Annotated in this window: 13 protein-coding genes; 9 read left to right on the top strand and 4 right to left on the bottom strand. The window is 72.9% G+C overall.

What is annotated here, in order from left to right:
- The first annotated feature begins 38 nt into the window (after positions 1–38).
- Entirely contained in the window at positions 39–368 is a 330-nt protein-coding gene (locus tag AB0E96_RS15110; RefSeq protein WP_359823149.1) for a helix-turn-helix domain-containing protein, read from the top strand.
- 22 nt (positions 369–390) lie between these two features.
- On the opposite strand, the gene AB0E96_RS15105 is transcribed toward AB0E96_RS15110, so the two are convergent.
- A complete protein-coding gene (locus AB0E96_RS15105; RefSeq protein WP_359823147.1) occupies positions 391–1,842 on the bottom strand; it encodes an aminopeptidase P family protein in 1,452 nt (483 codons plus the stop codon).
- 161 nt (positions 1,843–2,003) lie between these two features.
- On the opposite strand from AB0E96_RS15105, the gene AB0E96_RS15100 reads away from it, so the two are divergent.
- Genes AB0E96_RS15100 through AB0E96_RS15080 form a run of 5 tightly spaced genes read left to right on the top strand, consistent with a single transcriptional unit; the run spans position 2,004 to position 7,686 of the window.
- Complete coding sequence (locus tag AB0E96_RS15100; protein ID WP_359823144.1) at positions 2,004–3,752, top strand: ABC transporter substrate-binding protein; 1,749 nt, start codon at positions 2,004–2,006, stop codon at positions 3,750–3,752.
- A gap of 13 nt (positions 3,753–3,765) precedes the next feature.
- Positions 3,766–4,728 (top strand): ABC transporter permease, encoded by a 963-nt coding sequence (locus AB0E96_RS15095; RefSeq protein ID WP_355258409.1) that lies wholly within the window; start codon positions 3,766–3,768, stop codon positions 4,726–4,728.
- Positions 4,725–5,711, top strand: a complete 987-nt coding sequence (locus AB0E96_RS15090) for an ABC transporter permease (protein ID WP_359823142.1) — start codon at positions 4,725–4,727, stop codon at positions 5,709–5,711. Before AB0E96_RS15095 ends, AB0E96_RS15090 begins: the two co-directional genes overlap by 4 nt.
- Positions 5,711–6,712 (top strand): ABC transporter ATP-binding protein, encoded by a 1,002-nt coding sequence (locus AB0E96_RS15085; protein WP_359823140.1) that lies wholly within the window; start codon positions 5,711–5,713, stop codon positions 6,710–6,712. The genes AB0E96_RS15090 and AB0E96_RS15085 overlap by 1 nt, the downstream gene beginning before the upstream one ends.
- The gene (locus AB0E96_RS15080; protein WP_359823138.1) at positions 6,709–7,686 is read left to right on the top strand and encodes an oligopeptide/dipeptide ABC transporter ATP-binding protein; all 978 of its coding nucleotides are present in this window, start codon (positions 6,709–6,711) and stop codon (positions 7,684–7,686) included. The genes AB0E96_RS15085 and AB0E96_RS15080 overlap by 4 nt, the downstream gene beginning before the upstream one ends.
- 127 nt (positions 7,687–7,813) lie before the next feature.
- Here AB0E96_RS15080 and soxR read toward each other — a convergent pair whose 3' ends face one another.
- The gene (gene soxR / locus AB0E96_RS15075; RefSeq protein ID WP_359823136.1) at positions 7,814–8,287 is read right to left on the bottom strand and encodes a redox-sensitive transcriptional activator SoxR; all 474 of its coding nucleotides are present in this window, start codon (positions 8,285–8,287) and stop codon (positions 7,814–7,816) included.
- Between the two features lie 57 nt (positions 8,288–8,344).
- On the opposite strand from soxR, the gene AB0E96_RS15070 reads away from it, so the two are divergent.
- Positions 8,345–9,817 carry an MFS transporter gene (locus tag AB0E96_RS15070; RefSeq protein ID WP_359823133.1) on the top strand — a complete coding sequence of 491 codons (1,473 nt, stop codon included), beginning with the start codon at positions 8,345–8,347 and terminating at the stop codon, positions 9,815–9,817.
- Between the two features lie 126 nt (positions 9,818–9,943).
- On the opposite strand, the gene AB0E96_RS15065 is transcribed toward AB0E96_RS15070, so the two are convergent.
- Both AB0E96_RS15065 and AB0E96_RS15060 read right to left on the bottom strand, forming a co-directional pair.
- Positions 9,944–12,310, bottom strand: coding sequence for an immune inhibitor A domain-containing protein (locus AB0E96_RS15065; protein WP_359823131.1), 2,367 nt, complete (start codon positions 12,308–12,310; stop codon positions 9,944–9,946).
- A gap of 183 nt (positions 12,311–12,493) precedes the next feature.
- Positions 12,494–14,560 (bottom strand): prolyl oligopeptidase family serine peptidase, encoded by a 2,067-nt coding sequence (locus tag AB0E96_RS15060; protein ID WP_359823128.1) that lies wholly within the window; start codon positions 14,558–14,560, stop codon positions 12,494–12,496.
- Between the two features lie 125 nt (positions 14,561–14,685).
- On the opposite strand from AB0E96_RS15060, the gene AB0E96_RS15055 reads away from it, so the two are divergent.
- Together AB0E96_RS15055 and AB0E96_RS15050 are read left to right on the top strand one after the other, a co-directional pair.
- On the top strand, positions 14,686–15,858 hold the full coding sequence (locus AB0E96_RS15055) for an aminotransferase class V-fold PLP-dependent enzyme (RefSeq protein ID WP_359823125.1): 1,173 nt from the start codon (positions 14,686–14,688) through the stop codon (positions 15,856–15,858).
- A gap of 287 nt (positions 15,859–16,145) precedes the next feature.
- Positions 16,146–19,001 carry a DEAD/DEAH box helicase gene (locus tag AB0E96_RS15050; RefSeq protein WP_359823177.1) on the top strand — a complete coding sequence of 952 codons (2,856 nt, stop codon included), beginning with the start codon at positions 16,146–16,148 and terminating at the stop codon, positions 18,999–19,001.
- Positions 19,002–19,166: the final 165 nt, after the last annotated feature.

Below are 19,166 nucleotides of genomic sequence, written 5' to 3'. Positions count from 1 at the left end.
TCGTCCCCGCAGGTGTGGAAGGACAAGGGAGAGCGAGTATGAAGGGCCGCAGTCGGACCGAGGTGTGGGCTGAGGCGCAGCGGATCAACCCACAGTCGGCCTCGCCGGAGGCGGAGGCCGACCGGGCCCGGATCCGTGAGGAGAGCCTGGCCCGGATCCGCGGCTACGAGCTGGCCGAGATGCGGAAGGCGGCCGGCCTCACCCAGAAGGAGGTGGCGGCGCTGATGGGCGTGAGCCAGGCGCGGGTGTCGCAGATCGAGCACGGGCAGGTGGACAGCCTGGAGAACCTGCGGGTGTACTCGGCGGCGATCGGCGGCGAGGTCGAGGTGACGGTACGGCGGGGGGAGCGGACGGTCAAGGTGGCCTGACCGTCCGCTCCCGGCGGTGGCCTCAGCCGAGCAGGCCGGCCATCCAGGACTCGACGGCGGCCGCCTCGCGGGGGAGGGCGCCGGACATCAGGTGGGCGCCGTCGGCGGTGATGACCAGGTCGTCCTCGATGCGGATGCCGAGGCCGCGGAGTTCGGCGGGGAGGGTCTCGTCGTCGGGCTGGAGGTAGAGGCCGGGTTCGACGGTGAGGACCATGCCCTCCTCCAGGGTGCCGTCGAGGTAGCGGTCGGCGCGGGACTTGGCGCAGTCGTGGTAGTCGAGGCCGAGCATGTGGCCGCTGCCGCAGAGGGTGTAGCGGCGGTACAGGCCGTTGTCCTCGGCGAGGGCCTCCTCGGCGGAGACGGGCAGCACGCCCCAGTCGGCGAGGCCCTCGGCGATGACCCGCATGGCGGCGCGGTGGAAGTCGCGGAACCGCGCGCCCGGGCGCAGGGTGGCGATGCCGGCGCTCTGGGCGGCGAGGACGAGGTCGTAGGCCTGGCGCTGGACGGGGGTGAAGGTGCCGCTGAGCGGCAGGGTGCGGGTGATGTCGGCGGCGTAGAGGGTGTCGGTCTCGACGCCGGCGTCCAGCAGCAGCAGGGCGTCGGGGTCGAGGGCGCCGTCGTTGCGGATCCAGTGCAGCACGCAGGCGTGGGCGCCGGAGGCGGCGATGGTGGTGTAGGAGGTGCCGTTGCCCTCGGCGCGGGCGCGCAGGTCGAAGACGCCCTCGATCCAGCGTTCGCCGCGGTGGTGGCGCAGCGCGGTGGGCAGGGCGCGGACGACGTCCTCGAAGCCGGTGGTGGTGTGGTCGACGGCGAGCTGGAGCTGGCCGACCTCCCATTCGTCCTTGACCAGGCGCAGTTCGGAGAGCACGGCGGCCAGTTCGCCGTCCCGGTGGTCGCCGTTCGGCCGCCCGGTGGCCTCGTCGACCAGCGGGTCGGTGCCGGCCAGGACCCGGGTGGGCGGCTGGGGGCCGGTGAGGAGCTTGCCGAGGTCGTCGAGGTGTTCGGTGCGGACCCCGGTGAGCCGGGCCGCCTCGGCGAGGTCGGGGCGGGAGCCGACCCAGAACTCGCCGTAGCGGCGGTCGCGGTAGAACTCGCCGCCGTCGCGCGGGGAGCGGGGGCGCAGGTACAGGACGGGCTCGTGGCCCTCGGGGCCGGCGGGTTCGAGGACGAGGACGTGGTCGGCCTGGTCCTCGCCGGTGAGGCCGGTGAGCCAGACGTACGCGCTGTGCGGGCGGAAGCGGTAGTCGAGGTCGTTGCAGCGGACCTTGAGCCGGCCGGCCGGGACGATCAGCCGCTCGCCGGGGAAGGCGGCGGAGAGCCGGGTGCGGCGGCCGGGGAAGTGGTCGTGGCCGGGGACGCGCCGGTCGGCGGGGAGCGGGGTGGCGGCCCAGCTGGTGGCCATGAACGAGGCGAGTGCGGGGGAGACCGGGAGGTCGTGGCTCCCGGTGTTGAGGCCGGTCGGGGGAAGGGTCACCGGTGAACTCCTTGGCGGGGCTGGGGAGATGCTGGCACGGACACAGCTCGGTAACGGCAGCCGTCACCTCTTGTGCAGTGCAATTTCACATTACTATGTTACGGGTCACACAGCGCAGCCGGCCAGGTCGGACGATCAGGCCCCCCACAGCGGAGTTGCACATGACCAGGCGCACCCACGCCGCCCTCGCGGCGGCCCTCGCGGCGACCCTCACCCTCGGCCTCGGGGCCTGCTCGAACGACAAGAGCGACAGCGGCTCCGACGCCGCGCCCGCCGACAGCAAGGGCCCGGGCGCGGCGTCCGGCTCGATCATCGGAGGCACTCCGGCCAAGGGCGGCACCCTCAACATCCTGACCAACCAGGACTTCGCCCACCTCGACCCGGCCCGCAACTGGGTCGTGCCGCACATGGACTTCGGCACCCGGCTCATCTACCGGACCCTGACCACCTTCAAGTCCGAGCCGGGCGCGGCCGGCAGCGAGATCGTCCCGGACCTCGCCACCGACCTGGGCAAGTCCTCCGAGGGCGGCAAGGTGTGGACCTTCACCCTCAAGGACGGCCTCAAGTACGAGGACGGCTCGCCGATCAAGTCCGCCGACATCAAGTACAACGTCGAGCGGTCGTTCTCCCCGGACCTCACCGGCGGCCCCGACTACGCGATCCAGTACCTGGCGGACGGCGAGAACTACAAGGGCCCGCTGAACGGCGAGCACCTGTCGAGCATCGAGACGCCGGACGACAAGACGATCGTCTTCCACCTGAAGCGCCCGGTCGCCGAGTTCTCCGACACCGTCACCCTGCCGACCTTCGCCCCGGTGCCGCAGTCCCAGGAGAAGGGCACCCAGTACGACGCCCGGCCGTTCTCCTCCGGCCCGTACAAGATCGAGACCTACGACCGCGGCAAGCAGCTGGTGCTGGTCCGCAACGACAACTGGGACCCGGCCACGGACACCGTCCGCAAGGCGTACCCGGACAAGGTCGTGGTCACCCAGGGCATCAAGGGCGGCCAGGCCGACGACCGGATCATCGCCAGTGACGGCGCCGACGCCAACGCCATCAACATGCCGTGGATGCAGCACGAGACCGTCGCCAAGGTGCTGCCCAAGGCGGACGTCAAGGCCCGCATGGTCGCCGAGCAGACCGGCTGTACCGACATGCTCTACCTGAACACCGCCAAGGCCCCCTTCGACGACCCGAAGGTGCGCGAGGCGATGATGTGGGCGGTCGACCGCGACGCCCAGGTGACCGCCTTCGGCGGCCCCGCGATGACCGACGCGGCGACCTCCTTCCTGCCGCCCTCGCTGACCGGCGGCGTCAAGTCCGACCCGCTGAAGATCCCGGTCAACGGCGACCAGGAGAAGGCCAAGAAGATGCTCCAGGAGGCGGGCAAGAGCGACCTCAAGGTCTCGCTCACCGTCTCGACCGGCGACAAGACCCGCGCCGAGGCGATCCAGCAGTCGCTGTCCAAGGCCGGCGTCCAGGTCACCGTGAACACCGTCGACGCGTCCGCCTTCGCCGACACCGTCGGCGACATCAAGAACGCCCCCGAGCTGACGCTCAACGGCTGGTGCCCCGACTACCCCTCCGGCGCGACGTTCCTGCCGTTCCTCTTCGACGGCCGCACCATCAAGGAGAAGGGCAACCAGGGCAACTACAGCCAGTTCAAGGACCAGGCCACGATGGACCGGATGGACCAGATCGCGGCCATGACGAACGTCGACGAGGCGAACAAGGCCTGGAAGCAGCTGGACGAGGACCTGATGAAGAAGGCCCCGGCCGTCCCGCTGCTCTGGCAGCGGCGCCCGCTGCTGGTCGGCACCAACGTGGCCGGCGCGTTCGGCAACTCGGGCTTCGCCGGCATGATCGACCTGGCCACGGTCGGCCTCAAGGACCCCGCCAAGGGCAAGTGAGGGACCGGCAGCCATGAGTACCACCACTGAGCCCGCCGCCGTGGCCGACGCCACGGCGGGGGGCGCCAAGAAGAGTGCCGGGCGCGGGCCCTGGCGGCTGGTCTGGGACCAGCTGTGGGCCAAGGGCTCGGCCCGGTTCGGGCTGATCACCGTCGGCGTGCTGGTCCTGGTCACCGCGCTGGCCGGGCCGCTCGGCTCGCTAGGCGGCTGGAGCCCCGAGGAGTTCGACAAGCGCTCGCTCGACCCGTACCTGGGCGGCCTGCCCAAGGGGGACTTCGGCGGCATCAGCGCCCGGCACTGGCTGGGCGTCGAACCGCTCACCGGCCGTGACCTGTTCGCCCGGGTGCTGCACGGCGGGCAGGTCTCCCTGCTGATCGCCTTCACCGCGACGGCCGTCGTCGTGCTCGTCGGCACCCTGGCCGGCATCGCGGCGGGCTACTTCGGCGGGCGCGTCGACACCCTGCTGTCCCGGCTGATGGACCTCACGATGTCCTTCCCCTCGCTGATCTTCATGATCGCGATGATGTCGGTGGCCAAGGACGTCAACCGGATCCTGCTGATCACCCTGGTGATCGGGCTGTTCACGTGGCCCGGCATCGCCCGGGTGGTGCGCGGGCAGACCCTCTCGCTCAAGCACCGCGAGTACGTCGAGGCCGCCAAGGTCGGCGGGGCGCGCTCCTGGCGCATCCTCACCCGGGAGATCCTGCCGAACGTCTCCGGCCCGATCATCGCCTACACCACCCTGCTCGTCCCCGGCATGATCGCCACCGAGGCCGCGCTCAGCTACCTCGGCGTGGGCGTCCGCCCGCCGACCGCGTCCTGGGGCCAGATGATCGCCGAGAGCATCGTGCACTACGAGACCGACCCGACCTACTTCCTGATCCCGACCGCCTTCCTGTTCGTCGCCGTGCTCGCGTTCACCCTGCTCGGGGACGCGCTGCGGGACATCCTCGACCCCCGGGGAGGCCGGTCGTGATCCTCTACCTCGGCCGCCGGCTGCTCGGCGTGGTGGGCATCCTGCTCGCCATCTGCGCCATCACCTTCACCATCTTCTACCTGCTGCCCAACGACCCGGCCGCGGCCGCCTGCGGCAAGACCTGCAGCCCCGAGCGGCTCGCCGACGTCAAGGCCGCGATGGGCCTGGACAAGCCGGTCTGGGACCAGTTCCTCGCCTACCTCGGCGGCATCTTCGCCGGCCGCGACTACGGCACCGGCCCCAGCGCCGTGCACTGCGGCTTCCCCTGCCTCGGCTACTCCTACGAGTACGGACTGCCGGTGTGGGACCTGCTCACCGACCGCCTGCCGGTCTCCGTCTCGCTGGCGCTCGGCGCGGCCGTGCTCTGGCTGGTCCTCGGCCTCGGCGCGGGCGTCACCTCGGCGCTGCGCAAGGGCCGGCCGGTCGACAAGGCGCTGATGGTGCTGTCCGTCGGCACCGCCTCGCTGCCGGTCTACTTCACCTCGATCATGCTGATCTGGGGCGTCGTCAGGACCGCGGGCCTGCTGCCCTACCCGGCGTACCACAAGTTCGCCGACGGCCCCTTCGAGTGGGCCTCCAACCTGCTGCTGCCGTGGATCGCGCTGGCCCTGCTGTACGCGGCGATGTACGCCCGGCAGAGCCGCAACTCGATGATCGAGACGATGGCCGAGCCGTACATCCGCACCGCCCGGGCCAAGGGCCTGCCGTCGCGGACGGTCACCGTCAAGCACGGGCTGCGCTCCGGGATGACGCCGATCCTGACCATCTTCGGGATGGACCTCGGCGGGCTGCTGGCCGGCGCCGTCATCACCGAGTCGATCTTCGGCCTGCCCGGTGTCGGCCGGCTGTTCTACGACGGCCTGGCCCGTTCCGACCAGCCCGTCATCCTCGGCGTCACCCTGCTCGCGGCGTTCTTCATCGTCGCGGCGAACCTGCTGGTCGACCTGCTGTACGCGTTCGTCGACCCGAGAGTGAGGTACTGATGGCCGAGCTGTTGGAGGTCGAGGACCTCAAGGTCTCCTTCGACACCCCGCGCGGCACCGTCCGGGCGGTGGACGGGATCTCCTTCACCGTCGAGGCCGGGCGCACCCTCGGGCTGGTCGGCGAGTCGGGCAGCGGGAAGTCCGTCACCTCGCTCGCCGTCATGGGCCTGCACCGCGGCGCCACCGTCACCGGCTCGATCCGGCTGAACGGCCAGGAGCTGGCCGGCCTGGGGGAGCGGGAGCTGGGCACCGTCCGGGGCCGCCGGATCGCGATGATCTTCCAGGACCCGCTGTCCAGCCTGCACCCCTTCTACACCGTCGGGGAGCAGATCGCCGAGCACTACCGGGTGCACTTCAAGGCGAACCGCAAGGCCGGCCGGGCCCGGGCGGTGGAGATGCTGGCCGAGGTCGGCATCCCGGAGCCGGCCCGCCGGGTCGACGAGTACCCGCACCAGTTCTCCGGCGGCATGCGCCAGCGCGTCATGATCGCCATGGCGCTCGCCTGCGAGCCCGACCTGCTGATCGCCGACGAGCCCACCACGGCGCTCGACGTCACCGTCCAGGCCCAGATCCTCGACCTGATCGCCCGGATCCAGCAGGAGCGCGGCCTCGGCGTCGTGATGATCACCCACGACCTCGGCGTGGTCGCCCGGGTCGCCCACGAGGTACTGGTCATGTACGGCGGCCGGGCCGCCGAACAGGCCCCGGTGGACCGGCTGTTCCGGCAGCCCGCGCACCCGTACACCCGCGGCCTGCTGGACTCCCTGCCGCGCCTGGACGACACCGACGACGCCCCGCTGCGGGCCATCCCCGGCAGCCCGCCGTCGCTGATCGCCCCCGCCCCGGGCTGCTCCTTCGCCCCGCGCTGCGCCCGCACCACCGCGGCGTCCGCCGAGGAGCGCGCCCGCTGCCTGGCCGAGCGCCCCCCGCTCGACCTGCTCGCCCCCGGCCACCAGGCCGCCTGCCACCTGCCGCTGGTGCCGGAAGGGGTGCTCCGATGACCGAACCCTTGCTCTCCGTACGGGACCTGGTGAAGACCTTCCCCGGCCGGCGCGGCCGCACCGGGCGCCCCGGCGCGCCGATCCGGGCCGTCGACGGCGTGAGCTTCGACGTCGGCGCGGGCGAGACGCTCGGCCTGGTCGGCGAGTCCGGCTGCGGCAAGTCCACCACCGGGCGGATGATCGTCCGGCTGCTCGACCCGACCTCGGGCACCGTCACCTTCGACGGCACCGAGATCGGCGGGCTCTCCCAGGCCCGGCTGCGCCCGCACCGGCGCGACCTCCAGATGGTCTTCCAGGACCCGTACTCCTCGCTCAACCCCCGGCAGACGGTGGCCCGGATCATCTCCGAGCCGCTGCTCGTCCAGGGCGAGAGCGCGGCGGCCGCGCGCAAGCGGGCGGCCGAGCTGATGGAGCTGGTCGGGCTGATCCCCGAGCACCTCGACCGCTACCCGCACGAGTTCTCCGGCGGCCAGGCCCAGCGCATCGGCATCGCCCGCTCGCTGGCCACCTCGCCGCGGCTGGTGATCGCCGACGAACCGGTCTCCGCGCTGGACGTCTCGATCCAGGCCCAGGTGGTCAACCTGATGGAGCGGCTCCAGCAGGAGCTGGGGCTGGCGTACGTGTTCATCGCGCACGACCTCTCGGTGGTCAAGCGGGTCTGCGACCGGGTCGCGGTGATGTACCTGGGCCGGATCGTGGAGATCGGCGACAAGGCCGAGGTGTACGGCAACCCCGCGCACCCGTACACCAAGGCGCTGCTGTCCGCCGTCCCGCTGCCCGACCCGGAGGCGGAGCGCGAACGGGAGCGGATCGTGCTGCTCGGCGACCCGCCGAGCCCGGCCGACCCGCCGCCCGGCTGCACCTTCCACCCGCGCTGCCCCAAGGCCCAGGACCTGTGCCGGACGGAACGGCCGCTGCTGAGGATCGCCGGACCCGGCGAGCGCCAGGCGGCCTGCCACTTCCCGGAGGCCTGAGCCACCCGAGCCCCCGGTCGGACGCGGCGGGGAACCCTGCGAGGGCCGCGTCCGACCGGGTCCCACCCCTTCCGGTTCTCCGGGAGGGGTTCCGGTCGTTCCGCGACGGGGGCGGGCCGCGGGCCGCTCACTCCTCGGCGGGCAGCAGGCCCTCCTCCGGCAGCAGCCGGCGCGGGCCCGGCCCCTCGGCGGCCAGCTCGTCCCCCGGGTTCAGCACCCGGCAGCGGCGCAGCGACACGCAGCCGCACCCGATGCAGCCGGTCAGCTCCTCCTCCAGCCGCTCCAGCTCGGCCCGGCGGGCGCGCAGCTGGTCGGCCCAGCGGCGGGAGATCCGCTCCCAGTCGTGCTTGCCGGGCATCCGGTCCTCGGGCAGGCCGGTGAAGACCTCGGCGACCTCGGAGAGCGGGATGCCGAGCCGCTTGGCGACCAGGATGAGCGAGATCCGGCGCAGCACGTGCCGGCGGTAGCGCCGCTGGTTGCCCGTCGTGCGCTCGGAGGAGATCAGCCCCTGGTCCTCGTAGAAGCGCACCGCGGAGGTGGCGATCCCGGCCCGCCGGGCCACCTCGCCGACGCTCAGCAGATCGACCGGCGCGGTGGTCATGGCGGCTCCTCGACTGTCCTTGACTTCAAGTTCTCTTGAAGTCCTAGCGTACCGGACGTGACCGAATCAACTGCCGTAGAGAACGCCACCACCGCCTCCGGACCGGATAGTTACCCGTCGGATTCGCCGCCCGCGGGGGCCTCCGGCGGGTGGCGTGAACTCTTCTCCCGTCGGTACGCCGCAGCGGCCTCGATCCTGGCCGGCGGCGTCGCGCTGTACGCGATGAACCTCTACTTCACCGCCGCCCTGATGCCCTCGATCGTGGCCGACATCGGCGGCGAGCGGTACTACGCCTGGGTGGCCACCGGCTTCCTGATGGCCGCCGTCATCGCCTCGATGCTGGTCAGCAGACTGCTGGACCGGCTCGGCGCCGCCGGGGCCTACGTGCTGGGCTTCCTGGTCTTCGGCGCCGGCGCCGTGGTCAACGCGCTCAGCCCGTCGATGGCGGCGTTGATCCTCGGCCGGGTGGTGCAGGGCCTCGGCGGCGGGCTGGTCGCCGGGCTCGGCTACGCCGTGATCCGCAGCGCCCTGCCGGAGCGGCTGTGGACCCGGGCGGCCGGGCTGGTCTCCGCGATGTGGGGTGTCGGCACCCTGGTCGGACCCTCACTGGGCGGACTGTTCGCCCAGCTCGGCGTCTGGCGCGGGGCGTACGTCCTGCTGCTGGCGGCCGCGCTGGTGCTGGCCGTGCTGGCCCGCCGGGTGCTGCCCGGGCGCTCCGGCGCGGGGCACGGCGGCGGCCGGGTGCCGCTGCCCTCGCTGCTGCTGCTCACCCTGGCGGCGGCCGCCTTCAGCGTCAGCTCGACCGTGCCGGGCGGCTGGCCGACGGCGCTGTGCCTGCTCGCCGGAGTGGCGCTGCTGGTGGGCTTCACGGCGGTCGAGCGGCGCGGCGCGGTGACGGTGCTGCCGCGGCAGACCTACCGGGCCGGCAACCCGCTGAAGTGGCTCTACCTGACCGTCGCCGTGCTCTGCGCGGGCGTGGTGACGGAGAACTTCATCCCGCTGTTCGGCCAGCAGCTGGGCGGGCTCTCCCCGCTGGTGGCCGGGTTCCTCGGCGCCACCACCTCGGCCGGCTGGACCGCCGCCCAGCTGTTCAGCGTCGGCATCGAGTCGGTCCGCGGCCGGGCCCTGGCGATCCGCACGGCTCCGCTGGTGCTGGTCGGCGGCCTGCTGGTCTACGGGCTGACGCAGACCGGGCACGCGTCCGGGCCGCGGGTGCTGCTCTGGGCCGTGGCGCTGTTCGGCGCCGGCACCGGGATCGGGCTGGCCTTCCCGCACCTGAGCGTGGCCGCGATGCGCAGCAGCACCGACCCGGTGGAGGGCGGCAAGGCGGCCGCGGCGATCAACACCACCCAGCTGATCGCCTTCTCGGTGACCTCGGCGCTGGCCGGGACGCTGGTCAACCTGGGCGGCGACACCCCGGTCGACTCGGCCCGCTACATGACCTTCGGGATCGCCGCGATCACCGTCCTCGGGCTGGCGACCGCCGCGCGCACCGCCCGCGGCCTCGGGCGCCGACCCCGGGGCGCCTGATCCCCGGGAGCAGGTCCCGGGCGCACGAGCAGGCCCCGGATCCCTTTTCGTCGGGGGGATCCGGGGCCTTTCCCGGTGCTCCGGGGGCCTACAGGGTGCTCCGGGGCCTTTCGGGTGCTCCGAGGGTCAGGACGCCGGGCCCACCCGGACGGTGGTGATCTTCCCGCCCTGGGACTCCCGGACGACCTCGATCTTGGTGTTGGTGTCCGGCACCTTCACCGTCAGCTGCGGCGTGGCCGGGTCCCCGTACACCCCGGTGCGGTCGTTGAACACCGGGACGGCTGGCTTGGCCGGGACGCGCACCGGGACGCCGCCCTTGTGCAGGGTGAACGGCGTGGTCGGCTTGAGCGAGAACGTCGCGTCGTAGGTCTGCGCCCGTCCGTTGACCAGCGTGCCGTCGGCGAAGCGGACCGGCGCCGGGCGGGCGTCGATCGGCAGGATCAGCCCGCCGCCGGGGTGGTCCTTGGTGTTGTTGTCACCGTACGAGGTGTCCCACAGCCAGATCAGGACGCCCTCCTGGTACGGGTAGTTGTCCACCACGTTGGCCTTGCCCGCGACGCCGCTGTAGCCGAAGTTGTACGGGCCGGTCTTCAGGAACGCCCCGTAGCCGGTGTAGCGGCGGTTCTCGGCGAGGTACGCGCGCGGATGCTGCTTGACGGCGGTGCGGCCGGTGATGACGGTGAAGCCGCCGGCCGTCCAGCCGTCCGCGTCGTTCTCGGCGCCGTCGGCGAACAGCACGGTGTCGCCCGCGGTGGCCTTGACGGCGTCCACCAGCACGCCCCGGCCGTGGGTGTTGCCGTCCGAGGTGACGTGGAAGCGCAGCCGGACCTGCCGGCCGAGGTAGCCGTCCAGCGGGATGTGCAGCTGTCGGTAGCTTCCGGAACTGCCGCTCAGCCCAGGGGTGTTGGCGTTGGTGTTGCCGATCGGGGCGCCGTCCACGGTGCCGCCGAGGGCGGTCCAGGTCTTGCCCTGGTCGGTGGAGGCCTCGACGGTCAGGAAGTCGTAGTCCTGCTCGGTGTCGTACCAGACCGCCGCGTCCAGGGCGGTCGGGCCGGCGGCGGTGCGCAGGTCGACGTCCCGGGCCAGGGAGTTGTCGAGGTTGTCGCCGGTGTCGCTCCACCACTGCTTGCCGCCCTCGTACGGGTCGGCGAGGTCGGTGCGGGTGGTGCCGTCGGGCAGGTGGACCAGGACGGCCTGGGCCTGGTCGGTGTTGTAGCTGCTCACGCCGAGGGCGTGGGTGGAGCGGGTGGCGGCCTGCGCCTCGTCGTAGTCGAGCCAGCCGAACTGCAGCTTGCTCCAGGCGTCGAGGTCGCCGGGGTAGCCGCCGGTGGTGTTGGCGCCCTTGCCCAGGTAGGAGCCGGAGGACATCAGCGACCAGAAGTTGACGCTGTTGTCACCGCCGTTGGTGGGGTACAGGTCGGGCAGGCCGAGGTTGTGGCCGTACTCGTGGGCGAACAGGCCGACGCCGCTGTTCTCGCCCGCCTGGACGTAGTCGTAGACGTACAGGCCGGTGTCGCCGACGGGGGCGCCGCCGATCCGGTTGCCCTCCGGCCCGGTCTGCCCGGTGGCGTCCGGGAAGGTCCAACTGCGGTGCGCCCACAGCGCGTCGGCGCCCTGGGCGCCGCCGCCCCAGGTCTCGTCCACGCCCGCGTGCACCACGATGACGTTGTCCAGGTAGCCGTCCGGCTGGGCGAACTCCCCGTCCTTGTCGTGGTCGTAGCGGTCGTAGACGTCGTACTGGGCGAGCTGCGCCTTGATGTCGGCGGCGGAGCGGCCCTTGGCGATCTCGCCGTCGTACCAGGCCTTGACGGCGTCCCGGATGAACTCCTGGCCCTGGGTCCAGGCGCCGGAGCCCTGCGGGCCCTTGTTGCTGCCGTACCGGGCCTCGTTGTACGGGACGGTGACCCAGTCGCTGACGGTGCCCTCGACGTCGTACCGGCCGGAGGACTGGGTGCGGTAGTAGTTGCGCATCGACACCGCGCCGGGCGCGTCGTCGAAGAACATCTTCTGGTAGTACTCGCGGTTGAAGTCCGGCGACCACAGGGTGTGGTTGTCGTCCTTGCCCGGCTTGGGAATCAGGTTGTGGGCCGGACCGGGGGTGCCGCCGTAGCGCGGCTGGCCGTTCCACTGGGTGGTGCTGTCCACCTCGTCGCCGAACTGGGCGAGGATCACGAAGACCTTGTCCGTGCGCTGGTGCGCGAGCTGGACGTAGTCGTTGCCGATCTTCACCTTCGCCGGGGCGCGCTTGCCGGCGGTCTTGGCGACGGCGCCCTTGTTGAGCTGCTCCAGGGCCTTGCCGCGCAGTGCCTGGCGCTCGCGCTCCTGCGGGGCCAGGGGCGCGGGCGGCGCCTCGGCGCCCTGGTCGGCGTCGGCCGCGGCGGCGGCGAGGGCGAGGGGGGTGGGTGGTGCGGCCTGGGCGGGGGTGCCCAGCAGGGTGGCCGCTATCGCGCCGGTGGTGAGCGCTGCGGCGAGGGCCGCGGACAGTCTGCGCAACTGACCGGTCCTTTCCGGGGGATGGGGGTCCTTCAGGTCATCAGTCGGTGAAGCGCAGGTAATATTTCACATGTGACGGGTCACGTGGAAGAGGTGTGGAGCAAGCGGAAGGGGCGCCGCACCCCGTAGGTGCGACGCCCCTCGACCGCTCCGCCCGCGGACGGGCCCGGGCGGGGCGACGGGTCACCCCAGGGAGGCCCGCAGGAAGGCGAGTTCGGCCTGGGCCAGCCGCTCCAGCAGCCCGCCCGGCGTCATGTGGGTGGCACCGGGAACCGGCAGCACGCTGTGCGGGCGGCCGGCCCTGGTGAGCGCCTGGGACAGCAGCAGGGTGTGCGAGGGGTGGACGTTGTCGTCGGCCAGCCCGTGGATCAGCAGCAGCGGCCTGCTCAGGCCCGGCGCGTCGGTGAGCAGGCAGTCGTCGGCATAACCCTCCGGGTTGTCCTGCGGCAGGCCCAGGTAGCGCTCGGTGTAGGCGGTGTCGTAGAGCCGGAAGTCGGTGGGCGGGGCGCCCGCGCAGGCGGCGTGGAAGACGTCCGGGCGGCGCAGCACGGCGAGCGCCGCGAAGTAGCCGCCGTACGACCAGCCGCGCACGCCGACCCGGCCGAGGTCGAGGTCCGGGTGCCGCTCGGCGAGCGCGTGCAGGGCGTCGACCTGGTCGTCCAGCGCCACCTGGGACATCCGGCGGAAGATGGTGCGGGTGAAGTCCGGGGAGACGAACGGGGTGCCGCCGTTGTCGACGGTGACCACCGCGAAGCCCTGGTCGGCCCACCACTGCTTGAGCTGCCAGCGGCGCGGCTCGGCGGCCACCGCCTGGTAGCCGGGCCCGCCGTAGACGTCCAGCAGGACGGGCAGCCGGGTGCCGGGGACGTGGCCGCGCGGGTACACCACGGCGCTGGGCAGCTCGCGGTCGGTGACCCGGGCGAGCTGCGGCTCCACCCGGTGGGGCAGTGCGGCGCTGAGATCGGTGAGCACCAGCTCGTGGCCGTCGCGGCTGACGACCCGCCGCACGCCCGAGGCGGTGGCCGAGGTGAGCAGCAGGGTGTCGGCGGCGGCGAGCGCGGAGTGCAGGCCGGGGCCGGAGGTGAGCGGTTCGGGAGCGCCGCCGTCCGGGTCGACCAGGTGGACGTACTGGTGGAACGGGTCGCCCTCGCCGGTCTCGCAGAGCAGTCGGCCGTGCAGCCGGCCGACCACCCGGCGGATCTGCAGGCCGGCGGTGTCCAGCGGCTTGCCGTCCAGCGCGAGGCCGCGGGCCTGCGGGGTGTCGTGGACGGTGAGCAGCCGGCCGTCGGCCAGCCGGGCGGGGGTGCCGGGCAGGTCGTCCACCCAGAACTCGTCGGTGGTGCGGGAGAGTTCCTCGGTCGCGCCGGTGGCCGGGTCGGCGCTCAGCAGCAGCACGTTCTGCTGCAGCCGGTCGGCGACGGTGATCAGCAGCTCCTCGGCCGAGGCCCAGGAGGCGGCGCAGACGTACGGGAACTCCTCGGCGTCCCAGCGCAGTCGGACCCTGTCGCCGTCGAGGCCGAGCACCCAGAGCTGGACGTCCGCGTTGGGGCCGCCGGCCTGCGGGTAGGCGAAGTCCTCGGGGGCCTCGTCGGGGTGGGCCGGGTCGGCGAAGTACCTTCGGGGGACGGCGGATTCGTCCACCCGGGCGGCCAGCAGCGCGCCGCCGTCCGGGCGCCACCAGTGGCCCCGGTGGCGGCCGAGCTCCTCGGCGGCGGCGAACTCGGCGACGCCCCAGCGGGCGCCGTCGGCGGGGGAGAGCGGTTCGGGGGCGGGGGTGACGTACAGGGCGTCCCCGGCGACGTAGGCGACGCGCTGCCCGGTGGCGTCCGGCCGGGGGTCGAAGGCGGGCCCGGCGACCGGGAGTTCGTCGCTGGTGCCGGTGGCGGTGTCGGTGCGGAACAGTCGGCCGTCCAGGGTGAAGACGGCGACGGCGAGGTCGGCGGTGGCGGCGTAGGTGCCGATCCCGGCGGCGACCAGCCGGGTGCGCTCGCGCAGCCGGCGCTCGACGACGGGCAGTTCGTCGCGCTCGCCGGTGCGGCCGGGCAGCAGTGCGGCCGGGTCGGCGACCAGCCGTTCCTCGCCGGTGGCGGTGTCGAGCAGGTGGAGGCGGTCGACCGGATCCTCCGGACCGGTGGAGCGGAGCAGCAGCATCCGGGTACCGTCCTGGGCAAGGGTGTACGCGCGCGGCGCGCCGAAGGCGAACCGGCCGGTACGGGCGCTGAGGTCGAGGAAGGCGTCGGTGATGGTCACGGGCCGATGGTGGTCGCGAGGCGCGCGCTACGACCAGTAGTCTGTCATGTGAAATGTCACACACCAGTGTGGGGTGTGGCGATCAGTGGACGTCAGTCAGCGGATGTCAGTCAGCGGAGGAAACCGTGCTCGAAGACCTGCGGCCCACCGACCCCCCGGTCCCGCTGCCCGCCGCCGACGGGCTGTTCAGCGTGTCGCCCGGCGTGGCGCACCTGAACCACGGCTCGTTCGGCGCCGTCCCCGTCCCGGTGCAGCGCGCCCAGGAGCGGCTGCGCACCGAGCACGAGCAGGACCCGGACGGCTTCTTCGCCGACCTCCCGGCCCGGATCGCCGCCGCCCGGGTCCGGATCGCCGCCGAACTCGACACCGACCCGGACCGGCTCGCACTGGTCTCCAACGTCACCGAGGCGGTCGCGATCGCCCTGGACAGCATCCCCTTCGCGCCCGGCGACCGGATCCTGGTCACCGACCACGGCTACGGCGCCGTCACCCGGGCCGCGGCCCGCAAGGCCGCCGAGACCGGCGCCGAGGTCGTGGTGGCCCCCGTGCCGCTGGACGCCCCCGACGAACGGGCCGTCCGCGAGGCAGTGCTCGCCGCCGTGGACGACCGCACCACCGTGGCCGTGCTCGACCAGGTCACCTCGCCCACCGCCCGCCTGGTGGCCGGCCCGGCCCTGCTCGCCGACCTCCGCGCCCGCGGCGTGACCACCGTCGTGGACGGCGCCCACGCGCCCGGCATGCTGCCCGCCCCGATCGACCCCGGCGCCGACTTCTGGTTCGGCAACCTGCACAAGTGGGCCTTCGCCCCGCGCGCCACCGGAGTGCTCGCCGTCCGCCCCGAGTGGACCGGCCGGGTGCGCCCGCTGGCGCTGTCCTGGGAGCACGACAAGGGCTTCCCCGGCAACGTCGAATGGCGCGGCACCTGCGACTACACGCCCTGGCTCGCCGCCCCGGCCGGCTTCGAACTGCTGCGCGACCTCGGCCACCCCGCCGTGGCCGCCCACAACACCGCCCTCGCCCGGTACGGCCGCCGGGTGCTGGCCGAGCGCACCGGCCTGCCGCCGCTGCCCTCGACCCCCGGGGTGTGGATGAGCACCGTCCGGCTGCCGGCCGGGCACGGCGAGACCGAACCGCAGGTGAAGGCGCTGATGGCCGAGGTGTGGCACCGCTTCGGCACCCGGATCGCCGTCCGGCCCTGGGAGGGCGGCGGGGTGCTGCGGGTCAGCGCCCAGCTGTACAACCGGCCGCAGGAGTACGAGCGGCTGGCGGACGGTCTGGCGGAGCTGCTGAAGGGGTAGGGCGCGTCCGGGCCGTGCCGTGCCGTGCCGGGTCAGGCCGGTCCGGGTCGGTCTGGGTCGGTCCGGGTCGGTCCGGCCGGTGGCGGGGCGCAGGCCGGTCGCGGGGTGCCGGGCCGCCGGGCCGAGCGCGGACCGCCCGGCCCCGTCACGTGCGGTCGCGCTCCCGTCGCACACCGCCCGCGCACCGGTCGCACACCGTCGCACGGAAAAACGGTGCTATCGATGTCAGCCCACCCGGGTAACCTCTGGCTGAGATGCGAGATCACACCAACCACACCCGGACGGCGATGAACACCCCCGATCCAGAGCCCCAGGACGACCAGGAGCTCAGCCCCGCCGAGGCGTACGCGGCCAGCCGTCGCCGGGCCAAGGAGCAGGCCACCGCCCTGTACGGCTTCCAGCAGCTGTACGACTTCCCGCTGGACGACTTCCAGCTGGAGGCCTGCGAGACGCTGGAATCCGGATCCGGGGTCCTCGTCGCCGCCCCCACCGGCTCCGGGAAGACCATCGTCGGCGAGTTCGCCGTGCACCTGGCCCTCGCCGCGGGCCGCAAGTGCTTCTACACCACGCCGATCAAGGCGCTCTCCAACCAGAAGTACGGGGACCTGGTCAAGCGCTACGGTGCCGCCAAGGTCGGCCTGCTCACCGGGGACAACACCGTCAACGGCGACGCGCCCGTGGTGGTCATGACCACCGAGGTGCTGCGCAACATGCTGTACGCGGGCTCCAGCACCCTCGACGGCCTCGGCTACGTCGTGATGGACGAGGTGCACTACCTCGCCGACCGCCTCCGCGGCGCCGTCTGGGAGGAGGTCATCATCCACCTCCCCGAGTCGGTCACCCTCGTCTCGCTCTCCGCGACCGTCTCCAACGCCGAGGAGTTCGGCGACTGGCTGGACACCGTCCGCGGCGGCACCAAGGTGATCGTCTCCGAGACCCGCCCCGTGCCGCTGTGGCAGCACGTCATGGCCGGCAACCGGATGTACGACCTGTTCGCGAACCCCGACCGCGACGGCCGCCCCAAGAACAGCCTGAAGAACCCCGGCAAGGCCGTCAACCCCGAACTGGTCCGGCTCGCCCGCTCCGAACTCGACCGCAACCCGCGCGACCGCTTCGGCCGCGGCCGGGGCCGCTCGATGCCCAACGGCCGCCCCGGCCGGGTCTGGACACCGGGCCGGGTGGACGTCATCGACCGGCTCGACGCCGAGGGCCTGCTGCCCGCGATCACCTTCATCTTCAGCCGGGCCGGCTGCGAGGCCGCCGTCCAGCAGTGCCTCAGCTCCGGCTTGCGGCTCAACAAGGACTCCGACCGCGCCCAGGTCCGGGCGATCGTCGAGGAGCGCTGCGCCGACATCCCCGACGAGGACCTGCACGTCCTCGGCTACTTCGAGTGGCTGGACGGGCTCGAACGCGGCATCGCCGCCCACCACGCCGGGATGCTGCCCCGGTTCAAGGAAGTGGTCGAGGAGCTCTTCGTGAAGGGCCTGGTCAAGGCCGTCTTCGCGACCGAGACCCTGGCGCTCGGCATCAACATGCCCGCCCGCTCGGTGGTCATGGAGAAGCTCGTCAAGTGGAACGGCGAGACCCACGCCGACATCACCCCCGGCGAGTACACCCAGCTCACCGGCCGGGCCGGCCGCCGGGGCATCGACGTCGAGGGCCACGCCGTGGTGCTCTGGCAGCGCGGCCTCGACCCGGAGGCGCTGGCCGGCCTGGCCGGCACCCGCACCTATCCGCTGAAGTCCTCGTTCCGGCCCTCGTACAACATGGCCGTCAACCTCGTCTCCCAGTTCGGCCGGCACCGCTCGCGCGAACTGCTGGAGACCTCCTTCGCCCAGTTCCAGGCGGACCGCTCGGTGGTCGGCATCGCCCGCCAGGTGCAGCGCAACGAGGAGGGGCTGGAGGGCTACCGCGAGTCGATGACCTGCCACCTCGGGGACTTCGACGAGTACATGGAGCTGCGCCGCCGGCTCAAGGACCGCGAGAACGAACTCGCCCGCGAGGGCAGCAGCCAGCGCCGCGCGGCCGCCGTCGAGTCCGTCGAGCAGCTCAAGCCGGGCGACGTCATCCACGTGCCCACCGGCAAGTTCGCCGGCCTCGCCCTGGTCCTCGACCCGGGCCTGCCGCCGGTCAACCGCTCCGGCCGGGGCGGCCCGCGCCACCCCGACTTCCAGGACGGCCCGCGCCCGGTGGTGCTCACCGCCGAGCGGCAGGTCAAGCGGCTCGCCATGATCGACTTCCCGCACCCGGTCGTCGCCATCGAACGCGTCCGCATCCCCAAGTCCTTCAACCCGCGCAGCCCGCAGTCCCGTCGCGACCTCGCCTCCGCCCTGCGCACCAAGGCCGGCCACCTGGAACCCGAACGGTTCCGCCGCGGCCGGGCCGCCGCCGCCGACGACCCGGAGATCACCCGGCTGCGCGCCGAACTGCGCCAGCACCCCTGCCACGGCTGCTCCGACCGCGAGGACCACGCCCGCTGGGCCGAGCGCTACCACCGGCTGCACCGCGACACCGAGCTGCTGGAACGCCGGATGCGCTCCCGCACCCACACCATCGCCCGCACCTTCGACCGGGTCTGCGGGCTGCTCACCGACCTCGGCTACCTCAGCGGGGACACCGTCACCGACGACGGCAAGCGGCTCGGCCGGCTCTACGGCGAACTCGACCTGCTCGCCTCCGAGTGCATCCGCGAAGGCGTCTGGAGCGGCCTGGCCGCCGCCGAACTCGCCGCCTGCGCCTCGGCGCTGGTGTACGAGGCCCGCCAGTCCGACGACGCCGGAGCCCCCCGCGTGCCGGAAGGCGCGGCCAAGGAGGCGCTCGGCAAGATGGTCCGGATCTGGGGCCACCTCGACGCCCTGGAGGAGCAGCACCGGATCAACACCGCGGAAGGCGTCGGCCAGCGCGAACCCGACCTGGGCTTCGCCTGGATCGCCTACCGCTGGGCGCTCGGCCACAACCTCGACCAGGTCCTGCGCGACGCCGACATGCCGGCCGGCGACTTCGTCCGCTGGACGAAGCAGCTGATCGATGTCCTCGGCCAGATCCAGGACGCCGCCGGCGAGGACGCCGAACTCCGCAAGACCGCCCGCAAGGCCATCGACGGCCTCCGCCGCGGCATCATCGCCTACTCCTCCGTCGGCTGACCGCTCACCCCCCCCGGAGGGGCCCGCCCGCTCCCCGAGCGCGGCGGGCCCCTCCGCTTTTCCACGGACGAAGGGAACGAAAAGCCGCTGCCCCACGGCCCCGGCGGCTCCCCAAGGATCATTTGGTGGGATGCCGCCAGGCCTACGGCCTTGGCGGCATCCCAC

Origin of the sequence: Kitasatospora sp. NPDC036755 (genome assembly GCF_040636595.1) — a bacterium.
GTDB lineage: Bacteria > Actinomycetota > Actinomycetes > Streptomycetales > Streptomycetaceae > Kitasatospora.
This window is presented reverse-complemented; position numbering and strand designations above follow the sequence as displayed.

Excerpts from the sequence above, each read along its gene's own strand:
- AB0E96_RS15095 (WP_355258409.1), top strand. The coding sequence starts at position 3,766 with ATGAGTACCACCACTGAGCCCGCCGCCGTGGCCGACGCCACGGCGGGG.
- soxR (WP_359823136.1), bottom strand. The coding sequence starts at position 8,287 with ATGACCACCGCGCCGGTCGATCTGCTGAGCGTCGGCGAGGTGGCCCGG.
- AB0E96_RS15080 (WP_359823138.1), top strand. The coding sequence starts at position 6,709 with ATGACCGAACCCTTGCTCTCCGTACGGGACCTGGTGAAGACCTTCCCC.
- AB0E96_RS15085 (WP_359823140.1), top strand. The coding sequence starts at position 5,711 with ATGGCCGAGCTGTTGGAGGTCGAGGACCTCAAGGTCTCCTTCGACACC.
- AB0E96_RS15050 (WP_359823177.1), top strand. The coding sequence starts at position 16,146 with ATGAACACCCCCGATCCAGAGCCCCAGGACGACCAGGAGCTCAGCCCC.
- AB0E96_RS15100 (WP_359823144.1), top strand. The coding sequence starts at position 2,004 with ATGACCAGGCGCACCCACGCCGCCCTCGCGGCGGCCCTCGCGGCGACC.
- AB0E96_RS15110 (WP_359823149.1), top strand. The coding sequence starts at position 39 with ATGAAGGGCCGCAGTCGGACCGAGGTGTGGGCTGAGGCGCAGCGGATC.